General features: G+C 63.4%; 20 protein-coding genes. 5 read left to right on the top strand and 15 right to left on the bottom strand.

Annotation, left to right across the window (positions count from 1 at the left end):
* The coding region (locus tag O7A60_RS23275) for a PAS domain-containing protein (protein WP_337108173.1) at positions 1-215 on the bottom strand (215 nt) is incomplete at its 3' end.
* A gap of 270 nt (positions 216-485) precedes the next feature.
* Positions 486-1,952, bottom strand: coding sequence for a coiled-coil domain-containing protein (locus tag O7A60_RS23280; protein ID WP_337108174.1), 1,467 nt, complete (start codon positions 1,950-1,952; stop codon positions 486-488).
* 206 nt (positions 1,953-2,158) lie between these two features.
* Here O7A60_RS23280 and O7A60_RS23285 point away from each other — a divergent pair, with 206 nt between their 5' ends.
* Positions 2,159-2,806: a sulfotransferase family protein gene (locus tag O7A60_RS23285; protein WP_337108175.1), complete on the top strand. Its 648-nt coding sequence runs from the start codon at positions 2,159-2,161 to the stop codon at positions 2,804-2,806.
* Positions 2,807-2,890: 84 nt separating this feature from the next.
* Here the strand turns inward: O7A60_RS23285 and minE are convergent, their stop codons facing one another.
* The 12 genes from minE to O7A60_RS23345 all read right to left on the bottom strand — a co-directional run bounded on the left by minE (position 2,891) and on the right by O7A60_RS23345 (position 12,050).
* Entirely contained in the window at positions 2,891-3,163 is a 273-nt protein-coding gene (gene minE / locus O7A60_RS23290; protein WP_027144293.1) for a cell division topological specificity factor MinE, read from the bottom strand.
* Entirely contained in the window at positions 3,160-3,975 is an 816-nt protein-coding gene (gene minD / locus O7A60_RS23295) for a septum site-determining protein MinD (protein ID WP_027144292.1), read from the bottom strand. The genes minE and minD overlap by 4 nt, the downstream gene beginning before the upstream one ends.
* Before the next feature lie 158 nt (positions 3,976-4,133).
* Entirely contained in the window at positions 4,134-4,976 is an 843-nt protein-coding gene (gene minC, locus O7A60_RS23300; RefSeq protein ID WP_337108176.1) for a septum site-determining protein MinC, read from the bottom strand.
* A 211-nt stretch (positions 4,977-5,187) separates the two neighbouring features.
* Positions 5,188-6,951, bottom strand: a complete 1,764-nt coding sequence (locus tag O7A60_RS23305; RefSeq protein WP_337108177.1) for a retron Ec67 family RNA-directed DNA polymerase/endonuclease — start codon at positions 6,949-6,951, stop codon at positions 5,188-5,190.
* Between the two features lie 309 nt (positions 6,952-7,260).
* Entirely contained in the window at positions 7,261-7,410 is a 150-nt protein-coding gene (locus tag O7A60_RS23310; protein WP_140509404.1) for a hypothetical protein, read from the bottom strand.
* A gap of 54 nt (positions 7,411-7,464) precedes the next feature.
* Positions 7,465-7,752: a hypothetical protein gene (locus tag O7A60_RS23315; protein ID WP_027144288.1), complete on the bottom strand. Its 288-nt coding sequence runs from the start codon at positions 7,750-7,752 to the stop codon at positions 7,465-7,467.
* A gap of 241 nt (positions 7,753-7,993) precedes the next feature.
* Positions 7,994-8,317: a DUF2934 domain-containing protein gene (locus O7A60_RS23320; RefSeq protein ID WP_027144287.1), complete on the bottom strand. Its 324-nt coding sequence runs from the start codon at positions 8,315-8,317 to the stop codon at positions 7,994-7,996.
* 116 nt (positions 8,318-8,433) lie between these two features.
* Positions 8,434-9,033 carry a BA14K family protein gene (locus O7A60_RS23325; protein WP_337108178.1) on the bottom strand — a complete coding sequence of 200 codons (600 nt, stop codon included), beginning with the start codon at positions 9,031-9,033 and terminating at the stop codon, positions 8,434-8,436.
* A gap of 107 nt (positions 9,034-9,140) precedes the next feature.
* Positions 9,141-9,650 carry a DoxX family protein gene (locus O7A60_RS23330; RefSeq protein ID WP_337108179.1) on the bottom strand — a complete coding sequence of 170 codons (510 nt, stop codon included), beginning with the start codon at positions 9,648-9,650 and terminating at the stop codon, positions 9,141-9,143.
* A gap of 356 nt (positions 9,651-10,006) precedes the next feature.
* The gene (locus tag O7A60_RS23335) at positions 10,007-10,486 is read right to left on the bottom strand and encodes a tetratricopeptide repeat protein (protein ID WP_337108180.1); all 480 of its coding nucleotides are present in this window, start codon (positions 10,484-10,486) and stop codon (positions 10,007-10,009) included.
* A 30-nt stretch (positions 10,487-10,516) separates the two neighbouring features.
* On the bottom strand, positions 10,517-11,488 hold the full coding sequence (locus tag O7A60_RS23340; RefSeq protein ID WP_337108181.1) for an MBL fold metallo-hydrolase: 972 nt from the start codon (positions 11,486-11,488) through the stop codon (positions 10,517-10,519).
* A gap of 121 nt (positions 11,489-11,609) precedes the next feature.
* Positions 11,610-12,050 carry a DUF680 domain-containing protein gene (locus tag O7A60_RS23345; protein ID WP_337108182.1) on the bottom strand — a complete coding sequence of 147 codons (441 nt, stop codon included), beginning with the start codon at positions 12,048-12,050 and terminating at the stop codon, positions 11,610-11,612.
* A gap of 63 nt (positions 12,051-12,113) precedes the next feature.
* Here O7A60_RS23345 and O7A60_RS23350 point away from each other — a divergent pair, with 63 nt between their 5' ends.
* From O7A60_RS23350 to O7A60_RS23365, 4 genes are all read left to right on the top strand, one after another.
* Positions 12,114-12,251, top strand: coding sequence for a hypothetical protein (locus O7A60_RS23350; RefSeq protein ID WP_337108183.1), 138 nt, complete (start codon positions 12,114-12,116; stop codon positions 12,249-12,251).
* Between the two features lie 201 nt (positions 12,252-12,452).
* Positions 12,453-16,571, top strand: coding sequence for a Pls/PosA family non-ribosomal peptide synthetase (locus O7A60_RS23355; RefSeq protein ID WP_337108184.1), 4,119 nt, complete (start codon positions 12,453-12,455; stop codon positions 16,569-16,571).
* Positions 16,572-16,597: 26 nt separating this feature from the next.
* Entirely contained in the window at positions 16,598-17,044 is a 447-nt protein-coding gene (locus O7A60_RS23360) for a GNAT family N-acetyltransferase (protein WP_415926847.1), read from the top strand.
* The gene (locus tag O7A60_RS23365) at positions 17,041-17,685 is read left to right on the top strand and encodes a 4'-phosphopantetheinyl transferase family protein (protein ID WP_337108186.1); all 645 of its coding nucleotides are present in this window, start codon (positions 17,041-17,043) and stop codon (positions 17,683-17,685) included. The genes O7A60_RS23360 and O7A60_RS23365 overlap by 4 nt, the downstream gene beginning before the upstream one ends.
* Positions 17,686-17,693: 8 nt before the next feature.
* Here O7A60_RS23365 and O7A60_RS23370 read toward each other — a convergent pair whose 3' ends face one another.
* Positions 17,694-18,794, bottom strand: coding sequence for a KamA family radical SAM protein (locus O7A60_RS23370; protein WP_337108187.1), 1,101 nt, complete (start codon positions 18,792-18,794; stop codon positions 17,694-17,696).
* Positions 18,795-18,870 lie beyond the last annotated feature (76 nt).

The raw sequence follows: 18,870 nt of genomic DNA on the forward strand, positions 1-18,870 counted from the left end.
TTCTGGGCGAGCTTGGCCGCCTTCAGACCGGACAGTTTCTCGAACTCCGGATTGGCATAGACGACACGTTCCTGCCCGCTGACATCCGAAACGGCGATTGCAATTGGCACCTGGTCGAGGAACTTCTTGAACTGTTCGCTTTCAAGCGCGCTGGCAAGGTCCGGCGTTTCGAGCAACTGCTCGACCGTCTCCGCCTTATCTGAATTCGATGTCATCTGCTCATCCAGGAATTTTCTGATGCTATCAATATCAGCGAAGTATTGCGCGGGCTATCGCCAAAGCGGCATTGCCACTGGCACAATGAGCAGGCCGGCACCAGCCTGGTCTCACGCAACGGTAGCGCCATGGAGCGCGGTCAATACCGAAGACCGGTAGGTGATGAAATACTGGTCGCGATGCGCCTGGCGGCCTCGACGGCCGCTTTCGACTGCCCGGCAGCGCACGCTGAGCCCGAAGCGCTGGGGCAACGAGAGCTGCGAAGCTAGCTACGACGTGGCGCGCAGGTTCCTGCGGATGGGCCGCCTGCCCGTTGCACGGGCTTTCTCGGCCACCACGGCGGCGATCTCGACCACCTCGCCTTCGCGCGGTTTGCCGTTGGTGGCCTTGTGGAGCCGCTCGTAGGGCAGCAATTCCTTGATCCGGGCATTGAGCGACGCGATTTCGGCCCGCAGATCCTCGCATTCCTGCCGTTGGACATCCCGTTGTATGTCCTCCGACGCCTGCTGCAGCGTGAGCTGCGAAAGAGTGGCGTTCGCCCTGGAAAGGCTCAGCTTGTCGGCTTCGTTCTCATCCGTGAGCGCGGACAATTTTTCACCGGCGATCTTCTTTTCGGCCACTGCGTCGTCCAGCTCGGTCTTGAGCCTGGCCATCTCGGCGGCGGCCGCGCTGTTCTCGTTCGAGACCCGCTCCAGCCGCGATTCCAGATCTTGTATCTCGGAACGCAATCCGCGCATTTCCGTCTGGCCGCGAGCCCGTTCGGCTTCCCAGTCGCCTTGCATCATGCTGGCCGACTCGGTCTTTTCCGCCAGCTTGGCCTGTGTGGCCTCGAGCGCCTTCTGCAGCCGGATCTCCTCTTTCTCGCTCTTGCCGAGCGCCGCCATCAGTTCGGCAAGGCGCGCCGCTTCGCTGGCGTGGATTGTCGAAAGCTCGTCCAGCCTGTGGCGCGCCTGGGTCTCCCGCTTCAGCACCTTGTCGAGCTCGGCTGACAGGCTGACATGTTTTTCCCGCAGCATCTTGCTCTCGCGCAAGCGCCTGTTGGCTTCGACCGTCCTGGCCGTCAGCCGGTTGGCGATGTCCCCGAATTCGGCGTCGCGTTTGGCGCTGGCATTGGCCGTCTCCGTGAGCTCGAGCCTTACCGCCGCGAGCGTTGCGCGAAGCGTCTCCCGGTCCTGGACCAGGCTTGTCTCGCGCTGCTGCAGCAATTCGCACGCGCCGTCACGCTCGCGCAGCTTTGCCGCCGTGTCGTGCAGCTTGTCCGACAGCGTCCTTTGCTCCGCGACCAGGCCGGCATTCGCGAGCTCCAGCTCGTTGGCGCGAAGAATGTCGGTGTGGAGGATGTTGAGGAATTCGCGCGTCAGATGGTGCGAAGTCGAGATCTCCGACAGTTTGCCGTTGATCTCATCCAGATAATCCCTGGCGTCGTGGAACATCCCTTCGAAGGCATTCAACGCCGCCAGCCGGGTCTGGGCATGGGGGGTCAGTCGCGGCGCGGTTTTGGCGGTTTCGGCATTGCCCGCGTCATCCGGATTGTCCGCGGCATCCGCGTAATCGGCATCTGCTTGTGGTGGCGAGGCATCGGCGCCTGACCCGGCATCGGGGACACCGTCGCCCTTTGGCGGTGACTCGAATTCGCTGTCGAGGCTGGCATCCAGGGCGTCCGCAAGATCGTCCTGCAACTCCTGGAGGGCATTATCTACGTCTTCAGCACGCTTGATCAGGCTCTTGAAGTTCATACGGAACTCCCTCTTACGCAACCAAAACCGGATATTTAACAAACTGCTAATATGCATCCTTACATCCGCTTATTCCGCAGGGGAAGCCCCCCTTGGAAAATGTAAATTTCCGACATTGGCGATTTGGATGCCGCAGGCAGCCAGTGCCGAGCCTCCGGCGCGGACCGCGGCGTTCGCGACGGTGTGAAGGTGGTGTGCGGCCTGATATGCTGCCGGCAAACGGCTTGCAGGTCGAACGGGAGGGCGTGGAGATGTCGATCAAGGTGATCGGAACCGGCTTCGGCCGAACGGGCACGGATTCGATGCGCGAGGCGCTGGCCATTCTCGGCTTCGGCCCCTGTCATCACATGCATGAAGTGAACGGCAACGAGGAGCAGAAACGGATGTGGCGCGCGCTGGCCCAAGGTGCCACGCCGGACTGGAACCAGCTGCTCTCGGGCTATGTCTCCTGTCTGGACTGGCCCTCGGCGTACTACTGGCGCGAACTGATCGAATTCTATCCGAATGCCAGGGTGATCCTGACCTACCGTTCGGCCGAAAGCTGGTGGGAGAGTTTTGAAAAAACGATCGCGGCGGGACTTGAGCAAAGCGTGGATCAGGAATCGCTGGGCCTTGCCCTGATCGCCAGGCAGGTGTTCGGCGGCCGGCCTGGCGATCGAGCGCATGCCATTGCCTGCTACGAGGCCAATGTCCGTGCGGTGTACGCCGGGGTGCCACCGGAGCGGCTGCTGGTCCACGCTCTTGGCGATGGCTGGGAACCGCTGTGCACCCATCTCGGCGTTGCGATACCGGATCAGGACTATCCCAATCGCAACAACGCCGCGGGCTTCAGGTCGAGATTTTCGCTGAACTGATCTGGACGAATACCCGCGGTGCCGGCCCGGCAAAATCCGGGTTCCTCGCCCTCTGGAGTGGGGCGAGGAAAAAGCGCGGCGTTTTTACCCGGCCATGGCCAGCGGCACGGCGCTCTTGTTGGGGATCTGGATGTCGATTTCCAGCGTCGACATGGTCTCGCCGCGGTCCATCGAGACCTGGAGGTAGTCCTGGTCGATCTGCACATGCCTGGCGATCACAGCCATGATCTCCTCGCGCAGGATGGAGACGAGATCGGGCTGGCCACGGCTGCGGCGCTCATAGGCGAGCAGCACCTGCAGCCGCTCGCGCGCCACCGGCGCGCTGGTGCGCCGCTTGAAGAGGTCGAGGATGCTCATGCGGCCCTCCTTCCGAGCAGACGGTCGAGAAAGCCCTTGCGTTCGAAGGGCACCACCACCGGCAAATCTTCGCCTTCCAGCCGCCTTGCCGCTTCGAGATAGGCTTTGGCGGCGTTGTTGAGCGGTTCCGACAACGTCACCGGCGAACCGAGATTGGAGGCGCGCAGCACATCCTGGCTTTCCGGGATGATGCCGAGCAGCGGCACCGACAGGATTTCCAGCACGTCGTCGATCGAGAGCATTTCGCCGCGCGCGGCCCGCGCCGCGTCATAGCGCGTGACCAGCACGTGCTTGGCGATCTGCTCGCCTTGTTCGGCGCGCATGGTGCGGGCGTCGAGCAGGCCGATGATGCGGTCGGAGTCGCGCACCGACGACACTTCCGGATTGGTGACGATGACCGCCTCGTCGGCGAAGCGCATGGCGAGCTGCGCGCCGCGCTCGATACCGGCCGGGCTGTCGCAGAAGACATAGTCGAAGACCGATCGCAGCTTGTCGATCACTTCGCCGACGCCCTGCTCCGTCAGCGCATCCTTGTCGCGCGTCTGCGAGGCCGGCAGCAGGAACAGCGTGTCGACGCGCTTGTCGCGGATCAGCGCCTGCGACAGCTTGGCTTGACCCTGGATGACGTTGACGAGGTCGAACACCACGCGCCGCTCGGCGCCCATGATCAGGTCGAGATTGCGCAGGCCGACGTCGAAATCGACCAGCGCCACCTTCTTGCCGGTCTTGGCGACCGCGGCACCCAGCGCGGCCGTCGAGGTGGTCTTGCCGACGCCCCCCTTGCCCGATGTGACGACCACTACCTTGCCCATGGAAAAAGCCTCCGTTGCCTGTTGTCGTTTGTTATGCCGTGCGCCGCACGGTCAGAGCCTGCCATCATGCCATCCCAAACCGGTCCGAAGCTTGCGCGCGGTGCCTCGGCGCTTGTCCGGACCGGAACCGTGAAACCGGGTGTCAGCATCGCGCCGCCCTAGTTCAGCGGCACAACGGCGAGCATGTCGCCTTCGAGGAAGGCCTGCACGGCCTTGCCGCGCGAGACGCCTTCCATCTCCTCGGCGGTCGTGTACCAGCCGTCGACCGAGATCAGCTCCGCCTCGTTCCTGCGGCAGAAGATGCGCGCCGACCGATTGCCCTGCGAGCCGGCGATGGCGCGGCCGCGCAGCGTGCCATAGACATGGATCGAGCCCGCCGCGATGATCTCGGAGCCGGACGCGACCGAACCCAGCACGATGACATCGCCATGCGGATGGAAGATCGACTGGCCCGAGCGGATCGGCGACTTGACCATCAGCGTGCCGGCCTGGACCGCTTCCACCACGCGGGCTTCCGCCGCCTTGGCAGCCTTGCCCTTGCCGGCTTCGGCCTTGATTTCGACCGGCTTGCCCTCTTCGGGCTTGCCGGCATCCTTGCCGCGATCCGAAAACACCGTCTCCAGCTTGCCGGCTTCTTCCAACGCCTCCGCCTTGCCCTTGCGGCCGGAAAGCAGGCCGTCCGAAGTCGCCTCCTTGGCGCCGGTCAAAAGCGGCGGCAGGTCAAGCCCCAGCGAAGCCCCTTCGAGCTCGATGGCATAGACCCGGATACCGCGCGCACCAAGCGAAGCGACCAGCAGCGCGATGTCGGCGACCTCGGGCTTCAGCACATTCAAATCGAGCACCACCGGCCGCCCGGCAAAATACCCCGGCGAATTGCCGATCCAGTGATCCAGCCCCTCCAGCCAGGCCGAAATCGGCGCCTCCGGCGTGAGCGAAAAGGCCACGAAAGAACGGGCGCGAAAACGAATGGATTTTGTTTCAACGGGGGCGGCAAAGGTCACGGCCAGCGAATCCTTACTGAGAGGTAAACGCTAGCGAGGGAATGGTTAACGAATGGTTAACGGACAACTCACCAGACGCGCGAAATAGTCGAGGAGGAATAGGCGCCATCGGCCAAGCGGGCTCCGGAGCGCGACGATGGTGCCGGGCGAAGTTCTACACCGCTCGGGCGCGCGGTCGACACAGTGTGGTCATCACCATTGATCCACGAGACTATGGGGCTTTAGCCGCCACCGGCGCAACGGCTGCTGCGAAGGGCAATGCCGTTTTGGTCTTATGGTGTTCAATCACTTCAACAACGGTCGCCAAGAGAGGGTCGAAGCCGCTGAAGTTGATCGTACCTTTGTTGGCAGCGACAACTTTCGTTGCAAATACCTTCTTGCCGAAGAACTTAGACCCGTCCTTTTCGGAGTTTGTTATATCGAACGCCTTTCCATCGAAGGGCGCGTCGAGGAGCGCTTGGGGAAAGAGGCGCTCAATCGGCGTATCGACCCCGCCCACTTTCGGAATCGGGACGATGTAGAGATTTTTGTCCCAGTGAAACCACGGCTGGGTGTCGATCTTCTTGCCAGTCTTTTTCTCGACCTCCTTGAAGATGATTTTCGAACCTTCGTCGAAATCCACGATTACGATAAGGGGATGTTTGCCGCCCGCTTTAAAATTTTTCGTACGCAGATGGTATTTCGTGATGAGCTTGAGCAGTTCCCCGCTCCCTCCGCCCAATTGCTGCACTGCCGTCGAGGTTTTGGTGTACTTGAAAAGCTTGACCTTAAGTTCTCCGGCGGGACTGGTGAGAGTAGGGTAGGCAACGGCGAGAGCCTGAATCGCTGACTTGATGTAGATGTTGTCGGTGACGCCCTCGCACAGGACGAGAGGGCGGTCGACCGCGTACAGGTCGGCGTAGTTCAGGAAACGCTCGAATAGATTGAAGCTGGCCCAAAATTTCTGGGTGCCTTTCAGTTCCCCATCCTCGCCCTTTTGTATGACTTTTGGCCCCTTGCCGCGGACTTGATAGATGTAAGCTAACCGACCCCGCAACTTCTTGATGTGAAACGGCTGCTTTGTGCCTGAAATCTTGGTGAAGCACTCGCCATCCATGAAGAGGTGGTGACACATGGCGGCGACTTCGGCGTAGTAATCCGCAGCGATGTTCACCTTCTGATTGACGACTACGCCGGTCACTTGCTGTCGGGAATAACTGTGCTGCATACGTGTCTTAGTCGGGTTCAGCTCGAATCCCGCACGCTGAATGACCTTCAATAGCTTCGGTCCTGCTTCCCAAAGGTTGATGCTCTCGAGTTCGCGCCGGCCTATCGCGGTGGGGAAGTTCCGTTCGCTGGTCGAGAACGTGATGTCGTCGGCATACCGCGTGTAGGTGCAGTTATATCGATGGGCCAATTCGTTGAGCCGTACATCGAGAACGCTAGCGATGAGGTTGGAGATAACAGGCGAGCAGGGACTACCCTGAGGCAGTTCGTTGTTGTGACAAGCAATCTGCGCAAGGAGCGTGGCGACAGACTCATGCAATTCGAAAGCCTCGTGCTTCATGAAGAAGCCGCGAACCCGGCCGAAATTGATGGTCGGGAAGAAGTCTTTCAGGTCAATATTGAACACGTGCCGGCGATGACGATGGTTCTCTCCATTGGTCATGATGGAGAGCTTTTTCTTGAAGCCGTGTGCGAGGACGCAGTCCGATTTTTTTATCCGCGTCGCTTCGAGCTGTTGCTCTATCATCAGGAGGTCTTGAGCCAATCGCTTCTGGACCGCCTTTAGGGCCTTGTGGGGGGCTTTGATGGTGCGTACGCCACCAGCTTTCTTGGTTATACTAAACTCACTATATTTCGGCGCGAAGCCGGGTTTGTCGAGCTTGTACAGCGCAAAAGAGATATGCGCCGGCTCCAATGCCAGAATATGAGCGATATCAATGAGGTTGATTGCCTTCCGGTATTGCTCAAGTTTCAGCGATACGATGCTCATAGGCGGCTTGCGGATACTCCTACGCGAATTCGCGTATTGCCATTATACCGTTGTATGCTGCTTCTCGTCGTCGCATTCGGGCAGCACTAAGGCCGTGTTGGTTTCACCTGTGAGGAACCCCCACAGAAAAATCTATCCGCAAGCCAATGTTGGTTGAGCAAACCGCAATTTCCAATGCAAGAGAATATGTCTACTTATCAACAGGCGTCTGCTAACAGCCATAAATCTGAATGCAATCACGTCTTAGCCATGAAGCGCGTCGTATACCGTCATCGCCGCCACAGACCCTGATAATACAAACAATTTTCCTCATCCCCTCTTGAAATACTGCACCTCCCGCTCATGCTTCTCCGCCGCTTCCCGCGTATCAAACGTCCCCAAATTCCGCCGCTTGCCCGTCTTCTCGTCCTTCTTCCTTGAATAAAGCCGGTATTTTCCGTCTTTCAGCTTCCTGATCATCGGTCTCTCCTTGGAAAGACGAAGGGTCCGGCGATCGCCGAGCCCTTCCTGTTGTCAGTCGCGGTGTTCGGGCATGGCTTTCAGCTGGTCCTTGGTCCAGCTGGTCACGGCGTGGACGTCGCCGTCCTCGTCGCGCATGAAATCGAGTTCGTTGGCGGCGACGGCGACCGGTTTGGCGCCGATGCCGAGGAAGCCGCCGACATCAATGACGACCTGGCCGCTGCCATGCATATGGTCGACGGAGCCGATCTTCTCGTCGTTGGGGCCGTAGATGGTCGCGCCTTCAAGCGTGTCCGGCGTCAGTTCGGCGGGGCGGAGCCTTACGTGGTTTGCGTGGTCCATGAGTGCATCTCCTCTGGGGGTTGGGACAGGGTGAACCTCCGAGGCGGCCAAGGGTTCCGACATTGCCGCGGATGACGGAAGTAGCGGGCGCAGATGACGGAGGACAGCGCTCTACCCCCCTCTGTCCGGCAGGACAGAGGGGGGCGTCGTAGAGAACCGCCTTCGCGCATTTCGAGGGCCGGCTCGATGAATCATCTTCTCATCAAGCCGCGCCAACGCATTGTCTCGAAATGCCTCGCGTTCAGCGCCTGCGCTTGGCCTTGAGGTTGCGCGCGGCCTGCTCGATCGCGGCGCGGTCGGTGCCCAGCCTGTCGATCAGCTCCTGCGCCTCGTCACCCGATATGCCCGTGCGGGCCGCCAGCGCTTCAACCTGCAGAACGTCGGAGCTGGCGATCTCGCCGGTCTGCGGCAGCGCGTCGTCGGCCGTCAGCGGCAGGGCGGCTTCGCGGTCGATCTCCATCTCGGCCTGGCGCCAGTGCCGGTCATGGTCGCCATGCGCGCCGCCTTCGCGCTGCCAGATCTCGTAGGCGCGGTTCCTGATCTTGTCGTCGCGGTCGTCGCTCATATCCATTCCTCCACTCATGTGAGGCATGAACGCCGCGCTTATCCGAACGATCCAAAAAATCTGCGTGATAGGTGAGGTCACAAGTCGCCGCCCTTCAGCCGCCCCGCATCCGGCGGCTATTCGCACTGGCGCCTGGGTCCGCCGGAATAGGGCTGGTAGCTGTTGTCCTCGGGCCGGTAGGAGCGGTAGCGGTTGAAGCAGGAATCGACATGGTCGGCGGAAAGCCCCGCCGTGGCGGTGGAAACGGCGTCGCCCGTTTCGGCATAGCTGACTTCGGCTGAAGGCTTTGCGCCCTGGTCGGCGCCGGCGTCGAGATAGGGCGAGACGCAGGGGCGCAGCCGCCCGCTATAGGACAAGTAGCTGTTGTCGTCGGGATGGTAGGAGCGGTAGCGGCTGGCGCACCACTGGAGATGGGACGCCGGCAGGACCGCGTCGCTTGCGGCGGGCTCGATCGAGCCAGTCGCGGCCGGATCGGGTGCCGGCTCCTTGGCGGCGATGTCGGGCGGGGCGGGCTGGTCGGCCGGCAAGCGTTCGAGGTTCTGCCCCGCCTTGTTCACCGGCCGCGCGTTCCTGGTCCAGAGCTCCGCCACGCTGACGGTCGGCCTTGCCTCATGCGCGGGCTTGGCGGCGAGCAGCCACGCGGCAAAGGCGAGCCCGCTGCCGAAAACCGCCAGCGTCAAAACGAAGCCGCTGACCAGTGCCAAGATCGCTTTCACGTCACGCTCCTTCAGCCCCTGCTTATAGAATGCGGAGCATCAAGGCTGGTTCCAGCAAAGTGCGTGTCGCAAGCGTGCTTGGACGAGGCGCGCGGGCTCGGCCCCGCTCAAACCGGCAGCCTCAGGGAAAACTGGTTCTCCACCGCCAGCAGCGCCGCCACCATATCCTTGTCGCGCCGCCGCTGCCGCAGGTAGCCGGCCAGGAGCCAGTCCAGCGAGAACCTGCCGGCGCCGACCGCGGCCAGCACGAACATGCCGCCTGATATGGCCAGATCCTTTTCAAAATGCAGCAGTTCGTTCTGGCTGGCGAAGTCGGTGTGGAACAGGGTTGCCGTGGCAAGGCAGAACAGGCCGAGCCCGACGGCGCCCAGCCGCGTCAGCAGGCCTGTTGCGACGGAAAGCCCTGCCCCCAGTTGCAGGGCCACGGTGGCGATGAACAGCGGCAGGCCGACGCCGAGGGCCGCCATCGCCTTGGGGGCGCCTTCGAAATGGGTGGCCAGCGTGACGCCCTCATGCAGGAAGATGAGGGAAAGCAGCAGGCGGCCGGCGAGCAGCGCCACGTCCCTCAGATACAGTCTGGTGGCGAGCAGCTTCGCGGCGCGTTCGTTCAGGATCATGGTCGGGCTCCGATATTTCTGGCACAGGACGCCGCGCGGGGTGGCGCCTGCCGAATGTGATGTTTGAAAGGGCCGGAGCCGGCGCGAGGGAGAGGTGCCGGCTCCGGCAATGGGCGCCAGCCACGAGCGCCCGAACTTGGTTCATTTCGCGTTGAGGTTGGCGCCAAGGCCCCTCATCCGGCCGCTGCGCGGCCACCTATGCCGGGGCGAGTCACGGGCCTCGCCCGTCCTTCGGACCCCCGGCGGGGAGAAGAGGCAGGCGCCAACGCTGGCCTCCTCCTCTCCCCTCGGGGAGAGGTCGGATTGCCCCGAATTGCCCTTCGCAATTCGGTTGGCAATCCGGGTGAGGGGGGAACTTACTTCGTCACCTTGGTGTCGATGGCCTTTTGCAGGTCGGAAAGCTCCTCGCAGCCGGCGGGGCAGAGTTTCTGCAGCGACGCCAGTTGCTGACTGGCCTTGGCCATGTCGCCGGTCTCGACATAGAGCTCGCCCAGATATTCGCGGGCGGCCTTGTGGTCTGGCTTCAGCTCCAGCGCCTTGTTGTAGTAGGTCAGCGCGGTGTCGAAATCGCCGGTCTTGCGCAGTGTGAAGCCGAGCAAATTATAGACGTCGGCCTGCTGGTTGTCCTGCGCGAGGTCCCGCAGGTCGGCCAGCGCGCCCTTATAGTCCTTGGCGTCGAGCTTGGCCTTGACGGCGGTGAGATCGGGCGCATCGGCCCCCTCGATGTCGTCGACCGCAAAGGCCGGCATGATTGTGGCGACGGGAACCACGGTCAGCACGGCAATCGCGCCGAGCAGGCCGAACAGGGCGTTTCTGCCCAAAAAGGATTGTTTCATTGTCTGTCTCGCTTGGTTGAGTGCTGGCGCTCAAATCTGGACCGGAGTGAAGCCATAGGCGCTGCCGTCCTTCACAAAGACGCCGGTGCCGGGGAACGGGAAGTGCGAGCCGGAAATGCGGATGTTGTCCGCGATCACCCGGTCGATGATCTTGTGGCGCGTGGCGATCGCCGTCGGCCCGTCCTGGTCGTAGGCGCCCTGCCACTCCGGGTGCGGCGCCAGCAGCGCCGGCACATACATGGTGTCGGCCGAGATCATCAGTTGCTCCTTGCCGGAGTTGGCGAGGTACACCGAATGACCCGGCGTGTGGCCCGGTGCGGCGATGATCTGGATACCGGGCACGACCTCGGCGCCGTCCTCGACCAGCTTCCAGTTCTTCCATTTCGGGAAGTTTTCCGCGATGCGCTTGCCCGCCGGCTTGCGGCCCTCGGGCAGCTTGGCCAGACGGCTGGGATCGGTCCACCAGACGTACTCGGTGGCGTTGACGATCAGCTCGGCATTGGGGAACACCGGCGTGTTGGTGCCCTTCTCCATCAGGCCCCAGACATGGTCGGGGTGGAAATGCGAGATCATGATGGTGTCGATCGCCTTGTAGTCGATGCCGGCGGCGGCCATGTTGGCCGGCAGATGCGTGGCGTTGGCCTGCCACTGGCCGACGCCGGAGCCGGCATCCATCATGATCATCCTGCCGCCCATCTTGAGCACGGCGACGGTGAGCGGAATGGGCATGAAGTCGGTGGTCAGCCCGGCCTTGGCGAGTGCCGCCTTGGTGTCGTCGACCGAGACATCCCTGATGAAGGCCGGGTCATGCGGCTTCTTCCAGATGCCGTCATAGATGGCGGTCACCTCGATGTCGCCGACCGAGTATTTGTAGAAGCCGACGGTGGGCTCCACCGACGTCTGCGCGAAGGCGGGCCGGGTGAATTCCAGCTTGCCGGCAAGGCCAAAGGCGGCAGCGGCGGCGGCGGATTGAAGCACTGTGCGGCGTGACATGCTGAACATGGTGATCTCCTCTGTTGAGTTGTGGCTGCTTTTGAAGGAATGACGGAGGGTCGCTGGCCCTCCGTCGCTGACCGCGGATTGGCGCGGGCACCGTCGGGATTCCGCCGCCGGCCCCATGAACTCAGCGGCCCCAGATGCCCTGACCGGGTTCCTCCGCATCAGATTTCATCGTCGCCTGCACGCCGTGGCGGACCATGTCCGGCTTGGCGGTAGAGGCGGTGTAGGTGTTGTCGACCGTTACGGAGGCCGGCGTGAGGGCGCTCGTGCCGAAATGGTCGCTGCCGGCAAAGGCAGAACTCGAGGCGAGCAACATCGCAGCCACGCTGAAGGCGAGCTTGGTCATTTCGGTAAATCCTTGTTTCGTTTTCCAGGGGTCGCGGCCGCAAGATTGCCCCGCTTGCAGAGAAGACCCGGAAGGGCCGTGCTTTATTCCCGGGGGCGGTGAGATTTTTCTGGAAGGGCCGAAACCGGCGGCAGCGGCCATGCGGAAGGGCGCACCCAGACACAATCCAGAAACAAGTTTCAACAGTTCGGAAAAACTGGCGAAAAGATCGGATGGCATAAGCATTCCTCAACGGCCGGAAATCCGGCCGCCGCACAGGCATACGGGGTTTGGATACGGGCGATGCAACGAGGTTCGAACGGAGGGATGGGTGCCCTGCCCGGCATGTCGCTCGCCGCCGGCAGCGCCCAGGCGATGCGCACGCCTCCGCCCCGAGCCGATGCTCCCGAACATGTGAAGACGGAGCGGTCGATACTGTGATAACCGCCCGGCCAAAGAGGACCCGGCGGTCAGCGATCGCCGGTCGGGATACCGGAATCTTCCATTTTGGAAGCTTCGGTCATTCCAGCTCCATCAACAACGATCAAATTGCAGTGGCGGCGCAGCCGACAATGCCTGCTCGAGCGGCGGCATGATCGAGATGTGCCTGTGAAAGCTTCGCCAGGACGAGAAAGTTTGGACATGGACCACGGTATCGATATCGCCGAACTGGACAGGGAAGCGGCAAGATCGGGCGGAGAGCCCGCGACCAGCCCCGACAGCGCCGATGCACTTGCAGAAGTTGCCTCGGTAGCGCGCAGCCAGGTCCTGGTGGGTGCCGATTTTGCCCGGGCAGGTCAGCCGGGCGAGCGGCTCGACAAGGTCTTCGAGCAACTCGCCGAAACATTCGCCACGCTGCCGGCGGTGATCTCCGAGGGCCGCGGCTGGACCTATCAGGAGCTGGACAAGCGCGCCAACCAGTTCGCCCGCCTGCTGGTCAAGCGCGGCGTGCGACCGGGCGACCGGGTCGGCCTCATCCTCGACCGGTCCGCGGAAACCTACGTGGCCCTGCTCGCCGTGGTCAAGGCGGGGGCCGCCTTCGTGCCGCTGGCCACCGCCTTTCCCGAAGAGCGCATGGCGCTCATCATCGAAGACGCCAGCGTCAGCCTGATCGTCACCATCGCCACCTACGCATCGCGGGCCGACCAGCTGCCGGTTCCGCATCTGTTGATCGACAGCGCCGCCGCCGAAATATCGGCCCAGTCCGACGCGCCGCTGAAGCCGCCCAAGGCGCCGGCCCCCACTGCGATCGAAGACATCTGCTATATCCTCTATACGTCGGGCACGACCGGCCGGCCCAAGGGCGTGGCCATCCGCCACCAGAGTTTTGTCAACTTTATCCGCGTCGCCGCCGCATCCTACGGCTACCGGCCGGGCGATCGCGTCTACCAGGGCATGACCATCGCCTTCGACTTTTCCTCCGAGGAGATCTGGGTGCCGTTCGTCGCCGGGGCGACCGTCGTGCCCGCACCGGGCCAGATGCCTCTGGTGGGCGAAGAGCTCGCCGATTTCCTGCGCCATCACGACATCACCTGCATGGCCTGCAGCCCGACGCTTCTGTCGTCCATGACATCGGACGTGCCCAGCCTGCGCACGCTGCTGGTGGGGGGCGAGGCCTGCCCCCACAATCTGGTGGCGCGCTGGTCGAAGCCCGGCCGGCAGATCCTCAACACCTATGGCCCGACCGAGGCGACCGTCACGGCAACCATGGGTGCGCTGACGCCGGACCGGGCGGTGACGATCGGCGCGCCGCTGCCCACCTATTCCATCGTCATTCTCGACCCTTCGCTGCCGCAACTTGCCGAGCCTGGTGAACTGGGCGAGATCGGCATTGCCGGCATCGGGCTGGCGGTCGGCTATCTCAACAGGCTAGACCTGACCGAACAGAAGTTCATCGCCGATTTCCTCGGCCTGCCGAACAACCCGTCCAAGCGCATCTACCGCACCGGCGACCTTGGCCGGATCAACGACGCCGGCGAAATCGAGTATGCCGGGCGCATCGACACCCAGGTGAAGATCCGCGGCTATCGCATTGAACTCGGCGAGATCGAGGCCGTGCTGCTGGACCAGCCTGAAATCGCGCAGGCCGCCGTCACCACCTGGGAGATCGAGCCCGGCCGCGTCGAGCTCGTTGCCTATTACGCGCCCAAGGCCGGCCAGCCGGCGCTCTCGCGCGCCGACATCGCCCAGACGATGAAGCGGCGGCTGCCGGACTACATGGTGCCCTCCTATCTCGAGGAACTGCCGGCGATCCCGATGACGGTCTCCAACAAGGTCGATCTTCGCCAGCTTCCCAAACCGACGACCGTCCGGCTTTCGGCCGACCGCGCCATGGTGCCGCCCGGCAACGACGACGAGCGTTTCCTGGCCGACGCGCTATGCGCCGTGCTGAGATTCGACGACGTGTCCGTCGAGGACAATTTCTTCGACGATCTCGGCGCCAACTCGCTGCTCATGGCGCATTTCTGCGCCCGCGTGCGCACCCGCAAGGAATGGGCGACGACGTCCATGCGCGACATCTATCTCTATCCAACCGTGGCGCGCCTGGCCAAGCACCTCAGCGTGGCGGAAGAGATGACGACGGCCACCAACGAGCCAGTTCTCACCCGCCAGGCGTCCAACCTCGTCTACTGGACCTGCGGCGCGGCGCAGCTGCTGTTTTACGCACTCTACAGCTACGTGGCGCTGTGGGCGGTCAATGACGGCCTCAACTGGGTCTATGACACGCTCGACGACCCGCTTCAGCTATATGTCAGGTGCGTGGTGCTCTCGGCCGGCGTGTTCTTCGGCATGTCGGGCTTCGCCGTTGCCGCCAAATGGGTGCTGGTCGGCCGCTGGAAGGCGGAAGCGTTCCCGATCTGGGGCCTGCGTTACTATCGCTTCTGGGTGGTCAAGACCTTGATCCGCACGGCACCTGTCGTGCTGTTCCGCGGAAGCCCGCTCTACAGCCTGTACCTGCAGCTTCTGGGAACCAGGATCGGCAAGAACGTGGTCATCGAATCCCGTGCCGTGCCCGTTTGCACGGACCTGATTTCGATCGGCGACCGTACGATCCTGCGCAAGGAATCGCTGATCCTCGGCTATCGTGCCCAGGCCGGCTATATTCACACCGGGCCGCTGACCATCGGCCGTGACGCTTTCGTCGGCGTCGGCTGCACGCTCGACATCGACACCGCGATCGGCGACGGCGGGCAGCTCGGCCATTCGTCCTCGCTGCAGCGCGGGCAAAGCATCCCGGACGGCGAACACTGGCACGGATCGCCGGCGGTGCCGACCACGGCGGATTATTGCAAGGTGCGCAACGTCAACCCTCCCCGCATCCGGCGCTTCCTCTACGAAGCCGTGCAGCTGATAGGGCTGTTTGCCATCGTCACCCCGCTGCCGCTTTTGTTCCACAGCTATTGGGAGAATGTCGGCGACGACTATCAGGAGACGATCGGCATTGTGGCGATCGGCACCACGGTCACGCTTTTCGGCTACATCGCCTCGGCCTTCCTCGCCGCCACGGTGGTGCCGCGCCTGTTCAGCCTGATCCTGAAACCCGGCCGCACCTACACGCTTTACGGCTTCCGCTACTGGCTGCAGACGGTCGCCGAGTTCTCGAGCAACTCACGCGTGCTCGGGCTGCTGTTCGGCGACAGCTCGGCCATCGTCCACTACATGAGCGCCATCGGCTGGAACCTCAACAAGGTGGTGCAGACCGGCTCCAATTTCGGCTCCAACCAGCAGCATGAAAACCCGCTGCTGTGCGAGATCGGCACCGAGACCATGGTGTCGGACGGGCTTTTCATGATCAACATGCACAAGTCCGCCTCCGCGTTCCGGCTCGAGCCGACGCGGATCGGCGAGCGCAACTATCTCGGCAACAACATCTACTATCCGCCGGATGGACGCACGGGCGACAACGTCCTGCTCGGCACCAAGGTGATGGTCCCGATCGACGGGCCGTTGCGCGAGAATGTCGGCCTTCTGGGTTCGCCGCCCTTTGAAATCCCGCGCATGGTGAACCGCGACAAGGAACTCATCGCCGGCATCGACGAGGCGGACCGGCGCCAGCGCATCCCGCTCAAGAACCGTCACAATCTGGTGACGATCCTCCTGTTCATGGCCACGCAATGGGTCATGCTGTTCGCCACGCTGGCGATCTGGGACCGGGCGCTCAACTATTATACCGAATGGGCGGAAATCGCCCTCTTCGCGGCGGTGCTTCTGACCTCGGCGATCACCATTCCGTTCTACATCTTCGTCGAGCGGGCAAGCCTTGGTTTCCGCAAGCTGAAGCCGCGGATAACGACGATCTACGACGTCACCTTCTGGCGCCATGAGCGCCACTGGAAGTTGGCGGATTCGCCTATCGTGCGCCTTTTCGCCGGCACGCCGTTCCGGCCGATGATCCTGCGCATGCTGGGCGTCAAGGTGGGCAAGCGCGTCTATGACGGCGGCGCCAATCTGACAGAGCGTTCGCTGGTGGAGATTGGCGACGATGTCACGCTCAACGAGGGCTGCGTCATCCAGGCCCATTCGCTGGAGGAAGGTGCGTTCAAGTCCGATTTCATCCGCATCGGCGATGGCTGCACGCTCGGGCCATCCGCCTTTGTCCATTACGGCGTTGTGATGGGCAGGGGATCGATGGTCGATGCCGATTCCTTCGTGATGAAGGGCGAAGAGCTGGAGCCAAACTCCATCTGGCGCGGCAACCCGGCCAAGCTGCACCGGTTCGTCGAGCCGATCAATGAGGACTCCGGGGCATCGGCGTCTTGAAGGGCGGCGCGCCTGGCACAGTGGACATCCGTATCGCTCCCGTGACCAAGGCCAATCGCGCTTTGGTCACCGCGTTGCGGCTGGCGCCGGAGCAGATGGATTTCGTCGCCAGCAATGCGGATTCCCTGCGCGAAGCCAGATCCGATCGGGACGCGCGGCCGCGCGCGGTGACGGCCGGGGACCAGCTTGTCGGATTCCTGATGTACGAGGCGCCGCGGGACGACGACGAGGCGCGCATCTACCGCTTCATGATCGACCGCGCCTGGCAGGGCCGGGGCTACGGCAAGGCGGCGCTGCGGGCGGTGCTGGAGGAAATCCGCGGGCTCGGCCACATCAGGCACGTGTCGATATGCTACGAACCGGAGAACGAGGCGGCACGGCGGCTCTACCGCAGCGCCGGTTTCGTCGAGGAGGGGCTCGATGAGGACGGCGAAATGATCGCCGATCTCGTTCTCCCGACCGGCGACCGATGACGCCATCAGCCGATCCGTCCGAGGAAACCGCCCTGGCGCGCGCCATGGCCGCCATGGCCCCGGCCGGGGTCCGCACCGGCTGCCGGCTGATCCACGAAGGTGACGAGGCCCATCTGTTGCCGGCGGAGGCAGGCTCCATCCCCGCCCGCCAGCCGGCCATGCGGCGAGCCAGCGGCGCGGCGCGCTGGATCGCGCACCGGCTGCTGGCGGACGTCGGCTTCGACGGTTTCGCCCTCTTGCGCACGCCATCAGGTGCACCCGCATGGCCGGAGGGGATAACGGGCTCGCTCGCGCATGATGACGACATGGCGGTGGCGGCGGTCGCGCCCGTTGCCGGCATCGGCTCGCTCGGCATCGATGTCGAGCCGACGCTGCCCCTGCCCGACGACATTTTCTCGCTCGTAGCCATTCCCGCCGACCGGATAGGTGCAGCCGACCGGCAGCTCGCCGGCCGCATCCTCTTCGCCGCCAAGGAAGCGGTCTACAAGGCTGCCTATCCGCTGGATCGCGAGGTGCTGGGCTATGAGGACATCGCCGTGGACCTCGAAACCGGCCACGCGACAACGAGGATGCGCCGCAAGGTCAGCATCGCATACTGCATCGCCCCGCGCGTGGTCGTGCTGGCATTTATTGCAGAATAGGCATCGGCCTATTCGCCAACTATCTCGCGATAATCCCTCACCTCGCCGTCCAGCCCGCGTATCCGCCAGCTCTGCCCGTCCTGCCCCTCGACATGGCAAGGTCCGAGCGGCACCTTGCCTCCCCCATCCGGCAGGTCGATGACATAGACCGGATTGCAGATGCCCGACAGGCGGGACCGCAGCGCTTCCACCAGCGCCTGGCCTTCGGCGATCGTGGTGCGGCGGTGCGCCATGCCGCGCGCCAGGTCGCCATGGTGCAGGTAATAGGGTTTTATCCCCAGCCGGTACATCAGCTCGCGGCAGAGCTCTTCCAGCACCTCGACCGTATCGTTGACGCCCTTGAGCAGAACGCTCTGGTTAAGCAGCACGAAGCCCGCCTGCCGCAAGGTGCGGCAAGCCGCCTCAGTCGCGGATGTGATCTCGCGCGCGTGGTTGAAGTGGGTGACCACCGTCACCATCAGCCGGCCCTGCAGTGCCGCGACGAGCCCTGGCGTGATGCGCGAAGGCAACGCCACCGGCACACGCGTGTGGATGCGCAAGAGCCGCAGATGGGGGATGGTCTCGATGCGGTCACGGATTTCGGCAAGCGCCGCATCGGGCAGCGACAGCGGATCGCCGCCGGTCAGGATCACCTCGCGGATTTCGGGGTGGCCGGCGATATAGGCCAGCGCCGGCTCCAGCGCCTCGCGCGTATAGCCCCGGCCGATCGAGGTCAGCGATTCCTTGCGGAAGCAGAACCGACAATAGACCGCGCATTGATAGGTCGGGAATAAAAGCACCCGGTCGGCATGGCGATGCGTCAGCCTGGGCACCGGACTGAATTCATGGTCGGCGATCGGGTCGCCAAGCTCGCCCTCCGTCTCGTCCAATTCCCCAGGCGACGGGATCACCTGCGCCCGGATCGGATCGGCGGGATCGTTCCAGTCGATCAGGTCGAGATAGCTCTTTGGCGCGCGCACCTTGTGGAGCGTGGCGGCGGCCTGCGCGGCTTCGCGCTCGGCCGGCGAGAGCGGCAAGGAGGAGAGGTCGCGCACATGGCGCACGCCGGCGCGGACATCGTCCTGCCAAGCGGTGTCGGCGGCGCGGGTTGCATCTCTGAGGTTTGGCATCGGCAGGTCTCGGGCTGTTCGCGCGGACCTATCGGCTGGATGGGCTGTCGGGTCAACCGCCGAAGCCAACGACACC

This window comes from Mesorhizobium salmacidum (SeqCode) (assembly GCF_037179605.1).
Classification (GTDB): Bacteria; Pseudomonadota; Alphaproteobacteria; order Rhizobiales; family Rhizobiaceae; genus Mesorhizobium; species Mesorhizobium salmacidum.

Coding starts and splice junctions, on each gene's coding strand:
- minD (WP_027144292.1), bottom strand. CDS start 3,975: ATGGGCAAGGTAGTGGTCGTCACATCGGGCAAGGGGGGCGTCGGCAAG.
- O7A60_RS23285 (WP_337108175.1), top strand. CDS start 2,159: ATGCTGCCGGCAAACGGCTTGCAGGTCGAACGGGAGGGCGTGGAGATG.
- O7A60_RS23365 (WP_337108186.1), top strand. CDS start 17,041: ATGACGCCATCAGCCGATCCGTCCGAGGAAACCGCCCTGGCGCGCGCC.
- O7A60_RS23345 (WP_337108182.1), bottom strand. CDS start 12,050: ATGCCATCCGATCTTTTCGCCAGTTTTTCCGAACTGTTGAAACTTGTT.
- O7A60_RS23310 (WP_140509404.1), bottom strand. CDS start 7,410: ATGATCAGGAAGCTGAAAGACGGAAAATACCGGCTTTATTCAAGGAAG.
- O7A60_RS23305 (WP_337108177.1), bottom strand. CDS start 6,951: ATGAGCATCGTATCGCTGAAACTTGAGCAATACCGGAAGGCAATCAAC.
- O7A60_RS23280 (WP_337108174.1), bottom strand. CDS start 1,952: ATGAACTTCAAGAGCCTGATCAAGCGTGCTGAAGACGTAGATAATGCC.
- O7A60_RS23370 (WP_337108187.1), bottom strand. CDS start 18,794: ATGCCAAACCTCAGAGATGCAACCCGCGCCGCCGACACCGCTTGGCAG.
- O7A60_RS23335 (WP_337108180.1), bottom strand. CDS start 10,486: ATGAAACAATCCTTTTTGGGCAGAAACGCCCTGTTCGGCCTGCTCGGC.
- O7A60_RS23355 (WP_337108184.1), top strand. CDS start 12,453: ATGGACCACGGTATCGATATCGCCGAACTGGACAGGGAAGCGGCAAGA.
- O7A60_RS23350 (WP_337108183.1), top strand. CDS start 12,114: ATGCAACGAGGTTCGAACGGAGGGATGGGTGCCCTGCCCGGCATGTCG.
- O7A60_RS23315 (WP_027144288.1), bottom strand. CDS start 7,752: ATGGACCACGCAAACCACGTAAGGCTCCGCCCCGCCGAACTGACGCCG.
- O7A60_RS23320 (WP_027144287.1), bottom strand. CDS start 8,317: ATGAGCGACGACCGCGACGACAAGATCAGGAACCGCGCCTACGAGATC.
- O7A60_RS23340 (WP_337108181.1), bottom strand. CDS start 11,488: ATGTTCAGCATGTCACGCCGCACAGTGCTTCAATCCGCCGCCGCCGCT.
- O7A60_RS23330 (WP_337108179.1), bottom strand. CDS start 9,650: ATGATCCTGAACGAACGCGCCGCGAAGCTGCTCGCCACCAGACTGTAT.
- minE (WP_027144293.1), bottom strand. CDS start 3,163: ATGAGCATCCTCGACCTCTTCAAGCGGCGCACCAGCGCGCCGGTGGCG.